The organism is Singulisphaera acidiphila DSM 18658, assembly GCF_000242455.2.
GTDB classification, from domain to species: Bacteria; Planctomycetota; Planctomycetia; order Isosphaerales; family Isosphaeraceae; genus Singulisphaera; species Singulisphaera acidiphila.
Genome location: NC_019892.1, coordinates 3,990,195 through 4,007,718, shown reverse-complemented (window position 1 = coordinate 4,007,718; position 17,524 = coordinate 3,990,195). Strand labels below are relative to the sequence as shown.

The following is a 17,524-nucleotide window of genomic DNA, read 5'->3' as shown; positions in this document are numbered from 1 at the left end:
GGAACGTGGGCGTGTTCGCCGTCGCGATCCCTCCTCAGCCGATCTCGGAACGCGAATCGAACCGAATACGACCGGCCGATTGAGGCCGACTCCGACCGCGAGGAGCACGTCCATGGCTCAATTCTATACTCTCGAAGAAGCTGCCCGCGTCCTTGGAATGAGTCCCGAGGAATTGCAGGGCAAGGCTCAGCAGCGTGAAGTCCGCGCGTTCCTTGATGGTGGTTCGTGGCGGTTCCGCGTCGTCGATGTTGATGAGTTGGCACGTCGTCGGGGCCTCGGCAGCGATGCCGAATTGCGGCTCTCCGACCTCGATGTGCCCGTCACTCAGGCCGAGCTGGGTGATGATTTTGACCTCTCCGAATACAACCTCGGCGTCGCTGACCCGGACCTTGGTCCGGCGACGATGGATGTGTCCGAGGCGGATATCAACTCCGACCACGATATCTTGCTCGACGACCTGTCCCTGCCCCCGAACCCGATGTCCGCCTCGAGCTCGGTGATCATCGGCATGCACAACAGCGGTGGGAAGCTGCCGGGCGATTCCGACGTCCGTCTGATTCCCGACGCTCCTCAACCGGGAGCTCGCCCGAGCGACTCGGATGTGCGGCTGGCGTCGCCCAGCAGCTTCAAGCCGCCGAGCGACTCGGACGTGACGCTGATCGCGGACGACACCTCCGACTACCAGGCGCTGGCGTCTTCGCCGCACGACACGGCGGTCCGGAAGAGCCCTGTCTTCGGATCCTCGGCAGAAGTGCCGGCCATCCAGGATGAGGAAGAGGCGGACAGTGATTTCGAGCTCACCCCCTCGAGCGTGATCGACGCCTTGCAGCCCGACTCCGGAAGCGACTTCGAGTTGAGTGCACTCGAGGAGCCGAGCGACGAATTCGAAGCGACCCCGATGGTCAAGCCGAGCGACTCGGACGTGACCGCCGCGGATCCGGGCTTCTCGGGCATCAACCTGTCGCGGCCGAGCGACTCGGGAATCAACTTGCAGATGGCGCCGGGGCTGGGCCTGAATGCCGGGGCGAGCTCGATTGAACTGGCTCCCCTGAGCGGTGACGACATCAAGGCGATGCCTTCCCCGCCCAAGCCCACCAAGAAGCCCGGCTTGGCGGCGACTCCGCCCCCTGCGGTTCGCAAGGCCGAGAAGGATATCTTCGACGATACCGACTTCGAGGTCGACGCGTTGGCCTCGGACGGCGACGCCGATGACAAGACCATGCAGCTTGAGGCGGCCAGCGACTTCGAGCTCGAGGAAGCAGATACCGGCTCCGAGGTCTTTGCAATCGACGAGGATGACGTCGACCAGAACGCGGCGACCGCGATGGGCCCCGCCCTCCTCGAAGAGGAAGATGACGACGACGGGTTTGAGGAAGCGACCTCCGGCGAGATGGCCAGCGCCTGGGACGTGGAAAGCGAGAGCGACTCGCCCTCTTCGGCGGGCCGAGCGGCCGCCGCGCCTTCGGTCTTGGCCGCGCCCGGGGCTTCGGCGGAGTGGGGCGGCCTCTGGGTCGGGATGCTCAGTGTCGCCACCCTGCTCATGCTCTTCCTGGCATTCGTGTCGATGGATCTCGTGCGTAACCTCTACGATTTCCAGGGGAACTCGCCCGCGTCCGGTCTCGTCAAGAGCCTGGCCGGCTTGATCTCGAGCTGATTCTGCGAGCTTTTTACCTGAGGACCCGTTCGCCGGAGTGCGGACGGGTTCCTCTGGCCCTTTTTTTTGGATTTTTGGGGTTCTCGGTGGGCCGGTCGTCCCGAAAGGAGTCGGAACGGATGGTCGAGCCGTCTTGGCCGGCACGAACAACGCGTCTGGTGGTTGTCTTCGGATTGGCTGGTCTTTTGACCGGTTGTGCCGTCGTTCCCCGATCGCGACTTGAGGATTGCCACAAGCTGAGCCAGACCCTTGAAGCCGATAAGGCTCGTCTCAACGACAACCTGTTGAGTCTGCGCTCGCAACATAACGATCTCGCTCAGCGTGCGGATGACGACGCCCGGCGGCTCCTCGCCCAGGAAGACGAGGTCAAGCGTCTGCGGGGGACCGTTCAAGCCTATCAGGATGAGCGCGAGCAACTGGCTACGGACTATGCGCGGGTCAAGAGTCTGTTGCAGGCGTCGGCCAACCCGGTCTCGACGTCGATGATCCACCGTTTCGAGGTGTTTGCAAAGGGGCGGCCCGATTGTGAGTTCAATCCCCTCTCGGGAGTTTTGACCCTGTCGTCCGACGCGCTCTTCGAGCCGGGGAGCGACCAGCTCAAACCGGCGGCCCGGCCCTTACTCAAAGCGCTTGCGGCCTCCTTCCAAGATTCGAGAGCCAAAGAGATCCGGATGTTGGTGGCCGGCCATACCGATCGTTCGCCGGTGCTCCAGGCGAGTCTTCAGCAGGACGAGGCCCCTGCCTCGGGGCATCTCAGTCTGGATCGAGCGACCCGGATTCGTGACCGGCTTGCCGCCGAGGCGCAGATCGATCCTGCGCGGATTGAGGTCGCCGGATTCGAGTCGTTCGAGTCTGTGGCGGAGGAGTTGGATGATGCGTCGAGGGCTCGAAATCGCCGGATCGAGATTCACCTGTTCGGTTTACCCCCCGCGCCGGGCGCACCCGCCGGCCCTTGACTTCGGCTCTGATCGCCTCGCATAATCCAATTTGCGTTGAAGGTTCGAGGGTTCCATCCGCCCCCCACCTTTCCTTTATGCGATCCTGGAGCAGGAACCATGTTCAAAGCTCTGAGTGCCCTTTGCGGGGCTCTGGTCGTTTCTGGCGTGAGCGTGGCCGGCGCGGCCGGAATTCGCGGAGACTACGTCGAGGCCCGCACGGCTGATGTTTTCACCGGCCCTTGCTTCTCCAATGCCGAGGTTTTCATCTACGGCAAGCAGGCCATCATGGCCTGGAAGGTGACCGAAGGTTCATACAACGGCGTCGAACTGAACGGCTTGAGCGTCGCCGCGGCCCTTCAGGCTTCGACGACCCTCTCCGAAGATAAACCCGATCAGGCTCGGGCGGTGATCATTGTGGATGCCAACGCCAGCGTGCCGCAGCGCGAGGCCTTGATCGCGATGGCCCGAGAGCTCGGCGGCAATCGGCTGGCCAACGTCGTTGACGTCAAGACGTCTCAAATCCGCTTGAAGGTCGAGGCTCACTCGATGGCTGACGCGGATGAGAGCCACGCCGCGCACGGCATGCCGCAAGCTCCTCGCGCCTCGTTTTGGGCCGCCAACCTGGCTCAGATCGTCACCCGTCCGCTCGACGAGAACGATCACTTCTGCGGCAACGAAGTCGTCGCCTACTCTCCGCTTTCCAAGGGTGTTGTGGCCGTGCCGGCCTACACGCTCGGCAACCAGTATAAGGGGCAAGGGCTGGAGTCAAAGTGGGACGACCCGAACTGCCGTAGCAGCTATGTCGGTCGCTTCACGCTTTGATTGAGGCCGACGGCCGAGGTCTCGGCCGATCCGAATGACCCAAATGGAACGCCGAGGGGAGGCCCGATCCGACCATCGGGCCTTTCATCGGCGTTTTCTCGTGACGAGTTATTCCACACGTGCCCATATTGGGCGAGGCGGCGGATTCGGCCGCACTGACGACTTCCCATCAAGACGTTTGAGAATCGAGACTCCTTATGCGTTGGAACCGTGTGCTCGCGCTGGTCGGTTTGCTGCTCCCTGCAAGCGTTCAGGCCCAGGAGTCGTTCAAGGTTGAGCCGTTGAAGGAGGCTCCCCCTTCGGCCTTGGCCGGCCCCATCAAGGAGACGCTGAACTCCGAAGGGATCCGGATCGTCGACGACCAGGGGAAGCCCTACGCCGACATCTGGTTCCGCAAGGCTACTCCGGCTTCCGGCAAACCGGCCGGCCCTCAGGGACCGATCCTCTTTCCGACCCTCAAGACGGGGGAACTGATCGGGGCGCTTCGCTTCCCCGACGAGGGGCGGGACTTCCGCGACCAGGCGATTAGCAAAGGTGTCTATACCATGCGCTATGGGCTTCAGCCCATGAATGGCGACCACCTTGGCGCGAGTCCGTTCCGTGACTTTGCCCTGCTCTTGCCAGCGGCGAAGGACAAGACGCTCGGTGACCTGGCCCAGAAGCTCTTGCACGAAGAGAGTGCGGAGTCGGCAGGGACCAGCCACCCCGCGATCTTGATGTTGCTCGAAGCCCCTGAGTCCGCACCCAAGGGGGGGCCATCGATCGTCCACGACGAGGAAAAGAATACCTGGGGCGTTGTCTCCACGCTCAATCTCGTTCCCAACGGGGAAACCGAGGCTGTCCCGCTGCCGGTTCAGCTTGTCGTCATCGGTGTGGCGCAGCTTTGAGCGACCTGCCCCACCCTCGCTTGTCGGGGTGCCGGTGTCTTATTGATTCTCCATTTTGTTAACGCTCTCCCTTTGACGTGCTTACAATGGGGTGGCTGAGGGCCGGACTCGGACCCCAGCCGCCCGATTCGTTCGGCCAGTGATTGCCCGAACAAAAATCGCTCTAAATCCAGGATAGGCTTCCACCCCCCTTCCCGCTTTGTTGGTGGTAGGCTGAGGCCTCTCCTCCCAGAAAAGACGAAAGCTGGTGGCCCCGGCCCACCATTGGGAACCTATGCTCTGGCAAGGAGATTAAAGGGAGGGTGGTCGTGCCCCCCTTTGCGGGAGGAGTTTCGTCGGACCAGTCAACCCCGGCGGTCTCCCTCCACGGTTCGACCTGATCTCCGGATTGTGTTTCGCAACACCTGCTTTGGACGAGGCTGCATGCCGCTCCCTTTGCTGTTCGCCCTCTTTCTCGCCTTCGGGCTCGAGTCGGCAGGCCCTTTTGCTCCTCTTCCGAACGCCGAACTGGGAAGACGCGTCACGGCGACGTTCGGCCTGGTGACGTTGGTATCCCTGGCGTCGATGGGACTTGGATTTTGGGTCTCGGCCCGAGTGGCCCGTTCCGGGCACGCAAGCCAGGCGCTCCGCCGTGGTTACTCGCGGTGCGCTCGGATTCTTGAGATCCTCATCCTGGTCAGTTTCAGCGCGATCATTCATCAGTGGGAGTGGCCTCGAGTCGTGCGGACCGCACTCGGAAGAGGTTCGGTGACCGTCGTCGAGGAAGCCCTGATCCTGCTTCCGTTCGTGCTGATGCAACTCGTGAGCTGGTGGGGACTCTATCCTGCCGAGAAAAAGCTGCGAGCCGGCTTTGGAGTGACTCGGACGACCGGCCGTGGGCGTTACGTGATGCTCCGGGCGCGGCAGACCTTGGGCCTTGTGCTGCCGGTCCTGGTCGTCTTCTCGCTCGGGCAAGACCTGGTGAGTCGTCAATGGCCGGCGCTGGCGGCGAGCGCCTGGGCCTTGCCGTTCGAGGTCTGTCTGATGGGCCTACTCGTCCTGGTCCTCTCGCCGGTCTTCATCCGGCTCGCCTGGCCGACCCGCCCCCTGCCCCACGGCCCCTTGCGAGAACGGCTGGAACACCAGGCGCAGCGACTCGGCTTCCGCTGCTCGGATATCCTGATCTGGGACACGGGGCAATCGGTCGTCAATGCCTGTGTGACGGGGTCATTGCCCCGGTTCCGCTACGTCCTCCTGACGGATGCCTTGATCGACTGCCTCAACGACCATGAGATCGCCGCTGTCTTCGGCCACGAGATCGGCCACATCGCGCATCGCCATCTCCTCTATTTTGGCTTCTTTTTCCTGGGCAGCCTGGGCGTGCTGGCCCTGCTCGGCGAGGCGATCGACCCGCCCCTGCTCGCCCTTTCGAATGTCCTGGGCGGCCAGTCGCATCCCATCCTCGCCACGATCATTCAGGCGGTGATGGTTCTCCTTACGGCCGGTCTTTACTTCCTTGTGGTGTTTGGGCACGTTTCGAGACGTTTTGAGCGGCAGGCCGATGTTTTCGGGTGCCGAGCCGTCTCGTGTGACCGGGCCGAATGCCCTCCCCACCATGACCTCGATCGCCAGCCGGGCCGGGGCTCGTCCGCGACCGGACTCTGCCCGGTCGGGATCCGGATTTTCGCCAACGCGCTCACGAACGTCGCCACCTTGAACGGGATGGAGTTCCAGACGCGATCGTGGAGGCATGGCAGCATTGCGCGGCGGATTGCCTTCCTCGAAGGGCTGGAGGGAAAACCGGAGGCGGTGATCCGGTTCCAGTCGGGCGTCTCTCGGCTGAGAGCGGTCGTGGCCCTCGTTTTGGTCTTGGCCGTGCTGATCGCGCTGGCAACCGGTTCGGTCGAACATTTGCGTTGAACGCCGGTTCCGGCTGCTCGATGCAGGGTGCAAAAGATCAGGTTTGAACGGCTCGATCAAGGGCATGACGGCCGGTTAGCCTCCCGCGTTGAGTGGCTCGGCGAACGGGCCCCCCGGCTTGAGGAAAACTCACGCGATGTGGCATTTGTGGGTCGGGCTGACTTTGGTATAGTTCCCGCACATCTTCAGGACCCGGACAAAGGACGTGTCCGCCCCGCGACAAGGAGGTCGTCGCCATGCCTCAGTGGCCCATCCGAGTCAAGTTGATCGCTGGCTTGACCTTGGTAGTCGGCATGATGCTCACCCTGATGGGCGGGTCGATCTTCGGCTTGCACGCGTTTCACGCGAGCAACCTGAAACTGGTCGACCAGCTCCACGAACTGGGGGCGTCGAAGGAACTGTTGCAAGTCGTCGTTCCGCTCGAGAGCATGGGGGATATCGACACGCCTGAAGAGCGGCTGGAGCTGAAAAGCAAGGTCCACAAAGCGCAGAAGGCGTTGCTCGACTATCACACCTGGCTCCGGAAGAACACGACCCAGGGGAGCCGGGCCGACGACGGACGCGACGAGCTGGGGCTGGCCTTCCTGATCGACAGCGACCTGACGGCGATCCTGAATGAGCTGGATCAAGGCCCACCGATCGAACCGAGCCTGCCCGGGACGAAGACCTACCTGGCGCGTCACCCCGAGTCTTTGCCGATCGCCGTGGCCGGATCTCAGGATCCAGTCCGACTCAGCCAGACGATCGCGCGACTGAACCATCGGGTGATGGAACTCCCGGACATCCTCCACCGCGACTTCTACGCGGTCCTCACGATGTCGAAGAATCAGTATCAGACCAGCCGGATCATCGTCTGGACCTCGGCCCTGACTGTGATGGCGATGCTCTGCGGGCTGGCCGCCTTGTTTCACCGCTGGGTCCTCTACCCGGTCCGACTCCTCCAGCGCGGTGTCCGCCGGGTGGCCCGAGGCGGCTTTGACTATAAGATCGACCTCAAGACCGGCGACGAGATGCAGGCCCTGGCCGAAGCGTTCAACGATATGACTGCGCGGTTGAGCGTGACCTATGCCGATCTCGAGCGTCAGGTCCATGAGCGCAGCCGACAGCTTGTCCGGTCGGAGCAGTTGGCCGGGGTCGGGTTTCTGGCTGCGGGGGTCGCTCACGAAATCAATAACCCGTTGGCATCGATCGCGTTCTGCTCCGAGGCGCTCGAGAACCGCCTGGGGCCGATGCTCGATGCTCATGAGGGGGCCGACTCGAAGGTTGTCCGCAACTATCTGCGGATGATCCAGGAGGAGGCGTTCCGCTGTAAGAACATCACCGAGAAACTGCTCGACTTCTCCCGCTGCGCCGAGATTCAGCGGGAACGGACCGATATGGCCGGCCTCATCCAGGGGGTGGTCGAGATGATCCGGCATATGGGCAAGTATCGCGGCAAACGCATCGTCTTCCAGCCGCGTGAGGCCGTCATGGCGCACGTGGACAGCCAGGAGATCAAGCAGGTCGTCCTGAACCTGGTGGTCAACGCACTCGACTCGATGGAGCCTGAAGGTACGCTTCGGATCGAGATGCGTCACGCCGAAGGAATGGCGGAATTGGTCTTCGCCGATGATGGTTGCGGCATGTCTCCGGAAGTTCTCGAAAACATTTTTGAGCCGTTCTTCACGAAACGCAAGGTAGGCAAGGGGACGGGGTTGGGCCTGTCGATCACACATCGGATCGTCAGTCAGCACCAGGGGGAGATCATGGCGACCAGCCCGGGTGAAGGGGAAGGAGCCACGTTCATGGTCCGGTTGCCCATTCGCCCGGCCGAGGACACCCCCCCCGAGTCGGCGATGGCTTCCAAGAACCATCGAGCGGCCTGACGCCTTACGAAATTATATGCACGAAGGTGGGGAACTCTCCCCGATTCGGTTGAGTCTCACGGAGGAGACCTGTCTCATGGAGAAGTCCCACCAGGGTGGCCTCAGAATCCTGTTCGCCGATGACGAGGCTCACCTGCGCGACCTGATGCAGATGGAGCTTCCGCGTCTCGGCCATGAAGTGACCGTCTGCCCCGACGGAGCCTCGGCCTTGCGGGCGTTGGAGAAGGGTTCGTACGACGCTGCGCTGCTCGACCTGCGGATGCCCGGCATGACCGGCATCGAGGTCCTCGGCAAGATTCGCCAGATCAATCCCGACACGCAGGTCATCATCCTGACCGGGCATGCCACGGTCGATACGGCCGTCCAGGCGTTACGGCTGGGGGCCTTCGACTACCTGACCAAACCTTGCAAGTGGGCCGAGCTCGAGGTGATCCTCAGCCGGGTCAGCGAACGCCGCGACTTGACCAACAAGGCGGCTGCGCTCGAGACCCGCCTCAAGAGCGCCGAGGGGTCGCCGACCCTGATCGGCGAGACGCCGTCGATGCTTTCCGTCCGCCGCCTGATCGACACGATCGCGCCGACCGACGCCAGCGTGATGATCCTGGGCGAGACCGGCACGGGTAAAGAGCTGATCGCGCGCAGCCTGCACGACAAGAGCAAGCGAGCCACGCACAGCTTCATCCCCGTCAACTGCGGCGCCTTGCCCGAAAACCTGGTGGAAAGCGAACTGTTCGGCCACCGCAAGGGGTCGTTCACCGGCGCGGACACTCATCGAAAAGGTCTCTTCGAGGTCGCCAACGGCGGCACCCTCTTCCTCGACGAAGTCGGCGAGCTCGATAAGAGCGTTCAGGTCAAGCTCCTCCGCTTCCTCGAGTCGGGAGAGATCCGCCGGGTCGGCGAGAACGACCCGTTCCGCGTCGATGTTCGCGTCCTCTGCGCGACCAACCGGGACCTCCGCGAGATGATCGAGGCGGAACAGTTCCGTGAGGACTTGTTCTTCCGGGTCAACACGTTCGAGATTCACCTTCCCCCGCTCCGCGAACGCAAGGGTGATATTCCCGCACTTGCACGCCATATGCTGATGCGTTACGGATCTCGACGGACCGATCTCGACACGGCGTTGACCCCTGAAGCCATCGCCGCGCTTCAGACGCACGATTGGCCGGGCAACATCCGCGAACTGGCCAACGCGATCGAACGCGCCACGATCCTCTCGGGAGGAGGCCCGATCTATCCCGAGCACCTGCCAACCCAGGTCCCCTCGCGGCGGTCGTCGTCCGTCATGGTGTCGTCCCCTTCGGCCGTCGCCGGCCCTCATTTCCAGATTCCCGAGGGTTCGCCCACGCTCCGCGACATCGAGATGAAGTACATCCAGGTCATCCTTGAGAAGCACAACGGCAACAAACCTGCGGCTTCCAAGGAGCTAGGCATCAGCCTCAAGACTCTCTACAATAAGATCAATCAACTTCAGCAAACCTGAGCGCGCAGACGAGGCGACCGGGCCGGCGCGCGAGTGGATGAAAACTCGATGCGCACAACCTCGCGAACAATCCTCGGCGCCTTTCTGCTGGTCCACTGCGTCGGTTCCGTGGGGAGCGCTGAGGCGCCTCCCGGCGGGCGGCGCGACGCTCAGGCCGCCCTCAAGCCCTACGGTACGCTCGTGGGCAAATGGCGCGGGTCGGGGCAGCCCGAACGGGGAAAGATCAAAGGGGCCTGGCGTGAGGAAGCGTCCTGGGCCTGGAAGCTCAGCGCCGATGACGCAGCTCTCGAAGCCACGATCGATCAGGGCAAATACCTCAAGTCGGTCGTACTCCACTCGGGTCCCAAGCCGAAGACCTACACCCTCACCGCCACCCTGGCCGACGGGTCCTCACGGACCTATCAGGGCGCGGACAACGGCAAGAAAGCACTCGTCCTGACCGCCGAAGGGTCGGGAGACGGGGTCCGCCGGATCACCCTCACCCCGCTCCACGAAACGCGCCTCTTGATGAAGCTGGAGGCGCAGGACCCGGCCAACCGGATGTTCTACCAACTCGGCGAGGTGGGCTATACCCGCGACGGGGTCGCCTTTGCCGTGGGTGAGTCCGGCCCGATCTGCATTGTCACCGAGGGGCGAGGGACGATGCCCGTTTCCTACAAAGGCAAGACGTATCACGTCTGCTGCTCGGGCTGTCGCGACCTCTTCCAGGAAAACCCGGAAGCCGTTTTGGCTGAGGCCGCCGAACGCGAGAAGGCCAAAGAGAAGGAGTAACTCGTGGCGGTGGGTGGGTCGTTCTTTGAAGCCTCGAAGGGCGACCTTTTCGAGCTATCGTCAATATCTCACCAGTGCTTGAAGACCAACGGCTGCTTTGCGAGGTCGCGGACCTGATCGCGAAGGCCGCCCCCCGCCGCGTGAGAACTCTGAGACGAGTTTTTTCAGCCGAACGGCTGCTTGTCAGCGCCTGATGGTGTGATGTTCGCGGCTCGCGAACCATCTTGCCGCGGCTCGTGTGACTTCCTGGGGATTGGGAGTCAGTCGTATCGCTCGCCCATGCAACGAACCCCGAAACGCATCAAAACCGTGTGCGCCGTCCCCTACGTTACTGGCTGGGAAAACGTAGGAACGAATTAGAACCCGTATTACAAGCGGCTCTACAACGCGGATCTCCTTGACATGCTCGCGGAGGTTGCCGTCGACTTCCCACCGGGGGCCGTCAACACCGATGGCACCGGCCTCTACTGCGGCGATCAGGATCTCTTCGCGTTCCTGATCGACCCGATCGGCTGGACCGATATCGACGACCAAGGTGTTCGCGCCCGGCCTCTGCGTCTGGAACTCCGAGGTTGGGAAGCGATCCGTCGTCGTCTCGACGTTCTGGTTCCAGGCCGTGCATCTTGTCTTTTCTAAGGTAAGGCACGGCCGACTCTTAACTCATGCCGGAAGGGAACCTCGCGTACGTTTGTGTACGCGTGGACATCCGTGTGGTAGAGTGCTGAATAAACCTTCCTGACGTGCAATGGCTCGGGCCTTCGAGCATCGGGCCGTTTGCCGTGCCGGATTTTGAGGGGAAATCACCGAAGCGAGGTCGTCGAGGACTGGAACGTGGTCGGGCCTGATCGGCAGCGGAAGATCATTCATGTCGACATGGACGCGTTCTACGCGTCCGTGGAGCAGCGCGACAATCCGGAGCTCCGCGGCAGGCCTGTCGCGGTCGGAGGCTCGCGTGAGCGAGGCGTCGTGGCGGCCGCGAGCTACGAGGCTCGCCGGTTCGGCGTCCGGTCTGCGATGCCTTCCGTCATCGCGAAGCGGAAGTGCCCGGAGCTGATCTTCGTGAAGCCGCGGTTCGACGTCTATCGGGCGGTGTCACAGCAGATCCGCACCATCTTCGCCGAATACACTCCCCTCATCGAGCCGCTCTCGCTCGACGAAGCCTATCTCGACGTCACCGAGAATCGGAAAGGCATCTTCTCTGCGACCGAGGTCGCCGAGGAGATCCGAGCGAAGATTCGCGCCGAGACTGGCCTGACCGCGTCTGCGGGCGTGTCCTACAACAAGTTCCTCGCGAAGATGGCGTCTGACGAGCGCAAGCCCGATGGCCTGTTCGTCATTACGCCGAAGAAGGGCTCGGCTTTTGTCGAGAACCTGCCGGTGGGAAAATTCCACGGGATCGGCCCTGTGACGCGATCGAAGATGGAGGCACTCGGGATCCACAACGGCGGAGACCTGAGGAGCCAGACGCTGTCATTCCTCCAGAAACACTTTCGGAAGGCTGGTCCCTATTATTTCTCACTCGCGCGGGGCATCGACGAGCGGCCGGTCTGCGCCGACCGCGTGCGCAAATCGATCGGCGCCGAGACGACGTTCAACACCGACCTCTTCACGGTCGAGGAGGCGCGAGCCGCGCTCGAGCCGCTGATCGGCAAGGTGTGGTCCTACTGCGAAGGTACGACGATCCGGGGGCGGACGGTGACCCTCAAGGCCAAGTACGCCGACTTCCAGCAGATCACCCGCAACCGAACCGTCGACGTCCCAGTCACGTCGCGAGCCGTGCTCGAGGAGGTCGTGTCCGCACTTCTCGAGCGTCTTTTCCCCGTCAGCAAGGGCATCAGGCTGCTCGGCGTGGCCCTCTCCTCGCTCGAGGCCAAGTCGGAAGCGCGATCCGGTCAGCAACTTCGGTTGCCGCTCTGATTTCAGGTTATTTACGCGAGCGGAGGCATTTCTCGAGCGACAAACCCGATTGCTCCAGCGCTCTCTTACGCCTTCATCGCGAAGCCGCAGCAATGTGGCGTGGCCCGAAGGGGCGGCCGTCAGAGCAGGCCCTCGGCTCTTGACGGTCGCCCCTTTTGGGATTCCCCAAAAAAAGGAAGGGTTTGGCCACGGCTCAGGGGCTGAGCCGGTCTGCCCGAACGCTCAAGGAGTTTCGGTTTTGACCGGGACTTGCACGGCGTGCCAGATACTGTGGTCAGCGTCGTCCTGAACCAGCGCCACTACAGCCAGGTCGTCGAGATCGATCGATGGCAGTGGGTGTGCGAAGGCGCGACCACGGGGACTGTTGGGATACTCTTCGAGGTAAGCCTCCTGGCTTTTGCGCAGCTCGGAGAGCTTGATCGTCGTCTCAACGGTCCCCTCGCCCTTTTCGAGCGCCTTGCCCTCGACCCCGCCCGGGAAGGCACGGACGACGTTGTGGTGGAACCGGAGCTTGTTGCCGCCCGGGTATCGGACCGACTCCTCGACCAGAACCAGGCGGAGCACCGGCTTGGACTCCTTATCCTTATCGGCATCGCCGGGTGCGGGCACGGCCGTGGCCTGGGCGACGATTTTGACCTCATCGCCGGTGCGGGTGGCGGTGAGCTTGATGTCGGCCCGCTTCTCCGAGTCGAGGGCCGGCTCGATCACGCGGCGATAATCCTTGTACTTGCCCTCAGCTCCCTCCATCGAGCCGCCACCGCCGCTCTGGCTCTTGCCGTTGAAGAAGGTCGAGGGCGTGCCTCTCACCTCTGAATCGTAGTAGGTCTGTCGAGCGATGGTGTCGGCATTGGTCAGAGGGTCGGGGCCGGGAATGTGCAGGTGGTGCTGCAAGCCGATGAACTCGGATGGCTTATAGCTCTGGAGAAGGGCATCGAACGCAACGTCGGCTGCGACGCAGGGGGGACACTCCGCGCCGGTGAAGATCTCCATGAGGACGACGCGGTTCCCCTTGCCCTCCGCGCGACCCGCATAGGGCTCGGGCTTGAACGGGGGCACCTTTTCGTGGTATTCGGCGTCGAGCTTGGTGTCGATCTCCTTGAGGCGGCTCTCCGCCGTCGCGGCGATATCGTCCTTGCCGGCGAGTCGAGCCGAGCGGGCGAGCAGGGTTACGAGATTGCCGCGGAGCTCCAGCGAGGCGTCGTCCGGCAACGCCTTGACCGCATTCTGGCCCAACTCCGTGGCCAGCGCGGCGTAGGCCTTCTTGCCTTGCAGGGCCTTGAGGGCACGCGACTGGACCTCTCCCGACCACTCGGGGCCATAGGGCTTGGCCTCGTCGGCCCACTTCTCGACTTGGGTGCGGACCTCTTCCGGCCCGAGACCGGCTGCCTCGGCCCCGCTCAGGAGCAAGTCATAGGCCATGGCGTTCATGGGGTGGCCGGGGTTCTCCTTGATCAATTCGAGGAGTTTGGCGGTCCGCTCCTTGGGATCTTTCACCGCCTGGGCCTGGGCGACCTTTTGTCGCATGGGTGAGTTCTGCAGCTTGGCCACGGCCTTGGCTTCGGTTTTTTCGATTCGGCTCGGGTAGCTCCTGCCGTGGTACAGGAAGGTGCCCGTCGCTTTCTTTCCCTCTTTGTCCAGAACGCCCTGGAAGGTCAAGGGATCGCCCGGTCCAGGGAACCGGATTGTGACCTGGTTGCCTTTGACTGTCCCTTCGGCCGTTTTGAGTTCGCCGAGCATCGCTTGGGTACTGGTGACCGTGCCCTCGATCTTATCGTTGGTCGTCTTGGCGTCGAAGATCGCAAACTCATCCTCGCCGAATGGCATGACGACAAGTTTCCAGGCGCCGGCGACTTCAGGTGTATCGGCGAATGCGGCCAGGCTCGGCCGCGGACCCAGTCCGCCGATCAGGGTGAACGAAAGAGCAAGCACAAGTGTCGAAATGCGTTGCATGGAGCCTCCCTTTGGTTGTGGAACAAGGTGCATCGCCGTTTCCCAGATCAGGCGTACGCGACGAAGTAAGAGAGTAGTCAACGCACCGATCAAATTGCCACGAGATTATTGATGGGCTCTGAATTGAACGTTCTGATGCCTTGAACGAACGTCATCGTGGGATGCCGAAAGCTCCCGGTCCATACGGAGTGGCGGCCGATTTGTCAGGGGAGGCTTTAGCCTACCGTCCCTCAAGATGGAGGCAGGCTGAAGCCTACTCGACAAGCCGGATGGGAATCGTAGGCACAGGCTCAGTCGTCTTCGTCGACCGCCGTTCCCGACACGGCCGGGGGAGCCTCAGGATCACTCCCCTGGTGTAATTTCTGGTAGGCACGTTCCGAGGCTTCCGCCTTTTTGCCGATTGGGGAAGTTTTGAGGACAGCCCCTCCGATCCCCAAGATGACGAGTCCGGCGGCAAAGAAGGCGACGAAATCCTTTGTCTCCGACCAGCGGGTTGCTACGAAATACCATTGATAAGGCGGGAAAAATCGAAACAGAACGACGTGGTGGAATCCCTCCTCGGCGACGACCTGCTTGATGGAGGCGGCTCCCAGCAAGTAGACGATGAAGCCGAGGACGCACATGAAACCGCCAACCGGGAATCGGAGGTCAGGGTAGCCCCAGGAGAGGAAGGCGAGCACGGCCACGAACGCGGTCACACCGCCTGCCAGAATCAAGGTGTCCTTTGGGTCGAAGTAGCCTGTTTTCTTTTTTTGCTTTCGCTTTTTCTTCGCCTTCTCTTCCCGCTTGAGGGAGTCGGCGGCCTCCTGTTCGGCGACCTTCTGGCGAACCTGTTCCATCGCCTCGGATCGTGACGGCAAGACGGCCTCCGCTCGCTTGTGACGTTTCACGCCTTCGAGCGCGGCGAGGTCATCGAGCAACGACAGGGCGTCGTCTTCACCGTGAGATGATGCCGGGACGCGGTCCGCATCCGGCTGCTTCGAGGCGGCCAGGTGGGAAGGGCTCACGCCGGTTTCGATCGCGGACTGCGAGGACTCGGCCCTGGGCACGCGCACTCCCGCGCCACAGCTTTTGCAACGGATCTTCTTGCCGGCCAGCTCGGGCTTCGTCGCGTACTTTAGCCCGCACGACGGGCATTTGAACCTCACGACTGATAATTCCACCGAGTCGCCGACCTCTCCCAGGGCCGTCGGAATCGCACCCAGGATTCCACACCCGTTGCAGAGGTATTTATGCGATGGTCGAGACATGTCGATCTGGTTCACGTGTCCGCAGTCGCGGCAGGTCACTTGGAGTGCCATGTGGGACCTGACCTCCAATCGGTGTGAACGGGAAACTCAGGGGAGTGAACCCGGAGCGGACGAATCCCATTTCGGTTGGCAAGCGGAACGGACAGACCTGGGCCAGGCTGCTGAGCAACGAGGAGAAGTCGGTCCATCGTCGCACAAGGTTATATCAGATCTATATCAGGCGCAAAGGGTATATTGGTGACGATGCTGGATGCCAGCGTCGTGATGGCCGTGGGCATGCTGTACATGCTTCGGAGGGTTGGCGTCCCGGAGTGGCCGAGGAGGATCGGACGCGGAGACCTTGGGCCGAGGTGTGATGAGCTTACGGTACAATGAGTTCGGGCTGGCAATAAGTACGGGATATCATTGGGGGCGTTGACGCATTGTAATAGCAAGAGGGGCGGCCTTCGATCTCTCCTGCGCCTGGCGGTGGTGTGCGGAGGCCGCGGTGGAATGGCCGGGCAACTTTGAGGATGGAAGGGAGCCTGCGATGGACGGGAATCTAAGGCGACGTCGGTTCTTGCAGTCCGCCTCGGCATTGGGACTGGGAGCGGGCCTGGGGAGTTCGATGGGGCTGGGCTCGCTTCGCTCTGCGCGCGCGGAGGACCTGAAGGTCGGGCCCGATGCGGTGCAGTTTCGCCCGGAAATTGAGCCCGTGGTCCGCTGGATCGAGGAGACGCCCCGAGATCGAGCGCTGGAAACGGCTATCGCACATCTCAAGGAGGGCCTCTCGTATCGCGACTTGATGGCCGGCCTCTTCCTGGCGGGCATCCGCAATATCAAGCCGCATCCCGTCGGCTTCAAGTTCCACGCAGTCATGGTCATCAACTCGGCGCACTTGCTGGGCCAGACCGCGTCGACCTCGGACCGTCTGCTCCCCTTGCTCTGGGCGCTCGACACCTTCAAGAACTCCCAGGCGCAGGACATCAAGGAAGGGGACTGGACCCTCGGCAAGGTCGACGAGGCCCGGCTGCCCAAGCCCGGCAAGGCGAGAGCCGAGTTCATCCGGGCCATGGAGGCCTGGGACAGCGAGGCCGCCGATACGGCCGTCGCCGCCCTTGCCCGGACCTCGGGGGCGGCCGAGACCATGGAACCGATCTGGCGGATGGCCGTTCGCGACCAGCGCAACATCGGTCATAAGCCGATCTTCGCCGCGCAGAGCTGGCGGACCCTCCAGGCGATCGGCTGGCAGCACGCCGAACCGGTCCTCCGTTCCCTCGCCTTCGGCCTGCTCGACCTTCATGGCGACTCGCGGCACGTGGCCGTCGGCCCTTACGAAGCCAACCTCGAGAACGCCGGTAAGGTGCGCGACGACTGGCAAGGCGGCAAGCCCGACCCGAGCGCAACGCGATCCCTCCTTGAAGTCATGCGCCAGGCGACCCCCGAAGATGCTTCGGCCGAAGCGGTCAAGCTGCTCAACCAAGGGGTCGCGGCCAACTCGCTTTGGGATGCCGTCGTCCTCTCCGGTAGCGAGATCCTGATGCGAAGTCCGGGGATCCTCGCCATCCATGCCGTGACTTCGGCAAATGCTCTGCACTTCATCTACGGAGCCAGTGGCGATGAGACGACCCGACGCCTGGCGCTGCTCCAAGCTGTCGGCTGGCAGCCCATGTTTCGCGGCCGGATCAAGCCCGGGGAAGGCCCTACGATCGACGACCTCTCCTCATTGAAACGCGAGGTGGCGAAGGGGGACGATGCGGTCGGCGAGATCTTCGAGGCGATCAACGATGGGCCTGAAGGCCGTGGCAAGGCGGCCGGCAAGACGGTCGCCTACCTCGAACAAGGGGGATCGAGCGACCTGATCTTCGCGGCGGCCCGGCGGATGATCTTCCACAAGGGACGCGACAGCCACGACTACAAGTTCGGCGCTGCCTCTTGGGAAGAGTGCGAGCTGGCGAGCGACCCGAAATGGCGAGCCCCGCTGGCCGCCGCCATGATGTTCAATCTCCCCGGCGCGAAGACCGAGGACAGCCCGTTAATGAACCGAGCGCGCGCGGCCGTCGCCACCGTGCTTGGTTGAGTCCTGCTTTGCAGCCTCCGGAGAGGCGACCG

At 62.8% G+C, this 17,524-nt stretch carries 13 protein-coding genes; 11 read left to right on the top strand and 2 right to left on the bottom strand.

Annotated features, from left to right (window positions below; translation table 11 throughout):
* The first annotated feature begins 112 nt into the window (after window positions 1-112).
* The 10 genes from SINAC_RS15680 (at window position 113) to dinB (ending at window position 12,233) form a co-directional block, all read left to right on the top strand.
* Window positions 113-1,654 carry a helix-turn-helix domain-containing protein gene (locus SINAC_RS15680; RefSeq protein WP_015246615.1) on the top strand — a complete coding sequence of 514 codons (1,542 nt, stop codon included), beginning with the start codon at window positions 113-115 and terminating at the stop codon, window positions 1,652-1,654.
* Window positions 1,655-1,773: 119 nt separating this feature from the next.
* Entirely contained in the window at window positions 1,774-2,610 is an 837-nt protein-coding gene (locus SINAC_RS15675; protein ID WP_015246614.1) for an OmpA/MotB family protein, read from the top strand.
* Window positions 2,611-2,709: 99 nt separating this feature from the next.
* Complete coding sequence (locus SINAC_RS15670) at window positions 2,710-3,414, top strand: DUF1326 domain-containing protein (protein ID WP_015246613.1); 705 nt, start codon at window positions 2,710-2,712, stop codon at window positions 3,412-3,414.
* Between the two features lie 197 nt (window positions 3,415-3,611).
* A complete protein-coding gene (locus tag SINAC_RS15665) occupies window positions 3,612-4,301 on the top strand; it encodes a hypothetical protein (protein ID WP_015246612.1) in 690 nt (229 codons plus the stop codon).
* A 423-nt stretch (window positions 4,302-4,724) separates the two neighbouring features.
* Entirely contained in the window at window positions 4,725-6,200 is a 1,476-nt protein-coding gene (locus SINAC_RS15660; protein ID WP_015246611.1) for a M48 family metallopeptidase, read from the top strand.
* Between the two features lie 236 nt (window positions 6,201-6,436).
* A complete protein-coding gene (locus SINAC_RS15655) occupies window positions 6,437-8,065 on the top strand; it encodes a sensor histidine kinase (protein WP_015246610.1) in 1,629 nt (542 codons plus the stop codon).
* Between the two features lie 76 nt (window positions 8,066-8,141).
* Complete coding sequence (locus tag SINAC_RS15650) at window positions 8,142-9,545, top strand: sigma-54-dependent transcriptional regulator (RefSeq protein ID WP_015246609.1); 1,404 nt, start codon at window positions 8,142-8,144, stop codon at window positions 9,543-9,545.
* A gap of 48 nt (window positions 9,546-9,593) precedes the next feature.
* Window positions 9,594-10,316, top strand: a complete 723-nt coding sequence (locus SINAC_RS15645) for a hypothetical protein (protein ID WP_015246608.1) — start codon at window positions 9,594-9,596, stop codon at window positions 10,314-10,316.
* 402 nt (window positions 10,317-10,718) lie between these two features.
* Window positions 10,719-10,952, top strand: coding sequence for a hypothetical protein (locus SINAC_RS15640; protein WP_015246607.1), 234 nt, complete (start codon window positions 10,719-10,721; stop codon window positions 10,950-10,952).
* Between the two features lie 195 nt (window positions 10,953-11,147).
* Window positions 11,148-12,233, top strand: a complete 1,086-nt coding sequence (gene dinB / locus SINAC_RS15635) for a DNA polymerase IV (RefSeq protein ID WP_015246606.1) — start codon at window positions 11,148-11,150, stop codon at window positions 12,231-12,233.
* A gap of 222 nt (window positions 12,234-12,455) precedes the next feature.
* Here the strand turns inward: dinB and SINAC_RS15630 are convergent, their stop codons facing one another.
* Window positions 12,456-14,183, bottom strand: a complete 1,728-nt coding sequence (locus SINAC_RS15630) for a hypothetical protein (RefSeq protein WP_015246605.1) — start codon at window positions 14,181-14,183, stop codon at window positions 12,456-12,458.
* Between the two features lie 290 nt (window positions 14,184-14,473).
* Window positions 14,474-15,484, bottom strand: a complete 1,011-nt coding sequence (locus SINAC_RS15625) for a zinc ribbon domain-containing protein (protein WP_015246604.1) — start codon at window positions 15,482-15,484, stop codon at window positions 14,474-14,476.
* Window positions 15,485-15,962: 478 nt separating this feature from the next.
* On the opposite strand from SINAC_RS15625, the gene SINAC_RS15620 reads away from it, so the two are divergent.
* Window positions 15,963-17,492 carry a hypothetical protein gene (locus SINAC_RS15620; RefSeq protein ID WP_015246603.1) on the top strand — a complete coding sequence of 510 codons (1,530 nt, stop codon included), beginning with the start codon at window positions 15,963-15,965 and terminating at the stop codon, window positions 17,490-17,492.
* Window positions 17,493-17,524: the final 32 nt, after the last annotated feature.

Bases quoted from the DNA above. Each gene is read 5' to 3' on its own strand.
- SINAC_RS15680 (WP_015246615.1), top strand. From the start codon at position 113: ATGGCTCAATTCTATACTCTCGAAGAAGCTGCCCGCGTCCTTGGAATG.
- SINAC_RS15675 (WP_015246614.1), top strand. From the start codon at position 1,774: ATGGTCGAGCCGTCTTGGCCGGCACGAACAACGCGTCTGGTGGTTGTC.
- SINAC_RS15670 (WP_015246613.1), top strand. From the start codon at position 2,710: ATGTTCAAAGCTCTGAGTGCCCTTTGCGGGGCTCTGGTCGTTTCTGGC.
- SINAC_RS15665 (WP_015246612.1), top strand. From the start codon at position 3,612: ATGCGTTGGAACCGTGTGCTCGCGCTGGTCGGTTTGCTGCTCCCTGCA.
- SINAC_RS15660 (WP_015246611.1), top strand. From the start codon at position 4,725: ATGCCGCTCCCTTTGCTGTTCGCCCTCTTTCTCGCCTTCGGGCTCGAG.
- SINAC_RS15655 (WP_015246610.1), top strand. From the start codon at position 6,437: ATGCCTCAGTGGCCCATCCGAGTCAAGTTGATCGCTGGCTTGACCTTG.
- SINAC_RS15650 (WP_015246609.1), top strand. From the start codon at position 8,142: ATGGAGAAGTCCCACCAGGGTGGCCTCAGAATCCTGTTCGCCGATGAC.
- SINAC_RS15645 (WP_015246608.1), top strand. From the start codon at position 9,594: ATGCGCACAACCTCGCGAACAATCCTCGGCGCCTTTCTGCTGGTCCAC.
- SINAC_RS15640 (WP_015246607.1), top strand. From the start codon at position 10,719: ATGCTCGCGGAGGTTGCCGTCGACTTCCCACCGGGGGCCGTCAACACC.
- SINAC_RS15630 (WP_015246605.1), bottom strand. From the start codon at position 14,183: ATGCAACGCATTTCGACACTTGTGCTTGCTCTTTCGTTCACCCTGATC.
- SINAC_RS15625 (WP_015246604.1), bottom strand. From the start codon at position 15,484: ATGGCACTCCAAGTGACCTGCCGCGACTGCGGACACGTGAACCAGATC.
- SINAC_RS15620 (WP_015246603.1), top strand. From the start codon at position 15,963: ATGGACGGGAATCTAAGGCGACGTCGGTTCTTGCAGTCCGCCTCGGCA.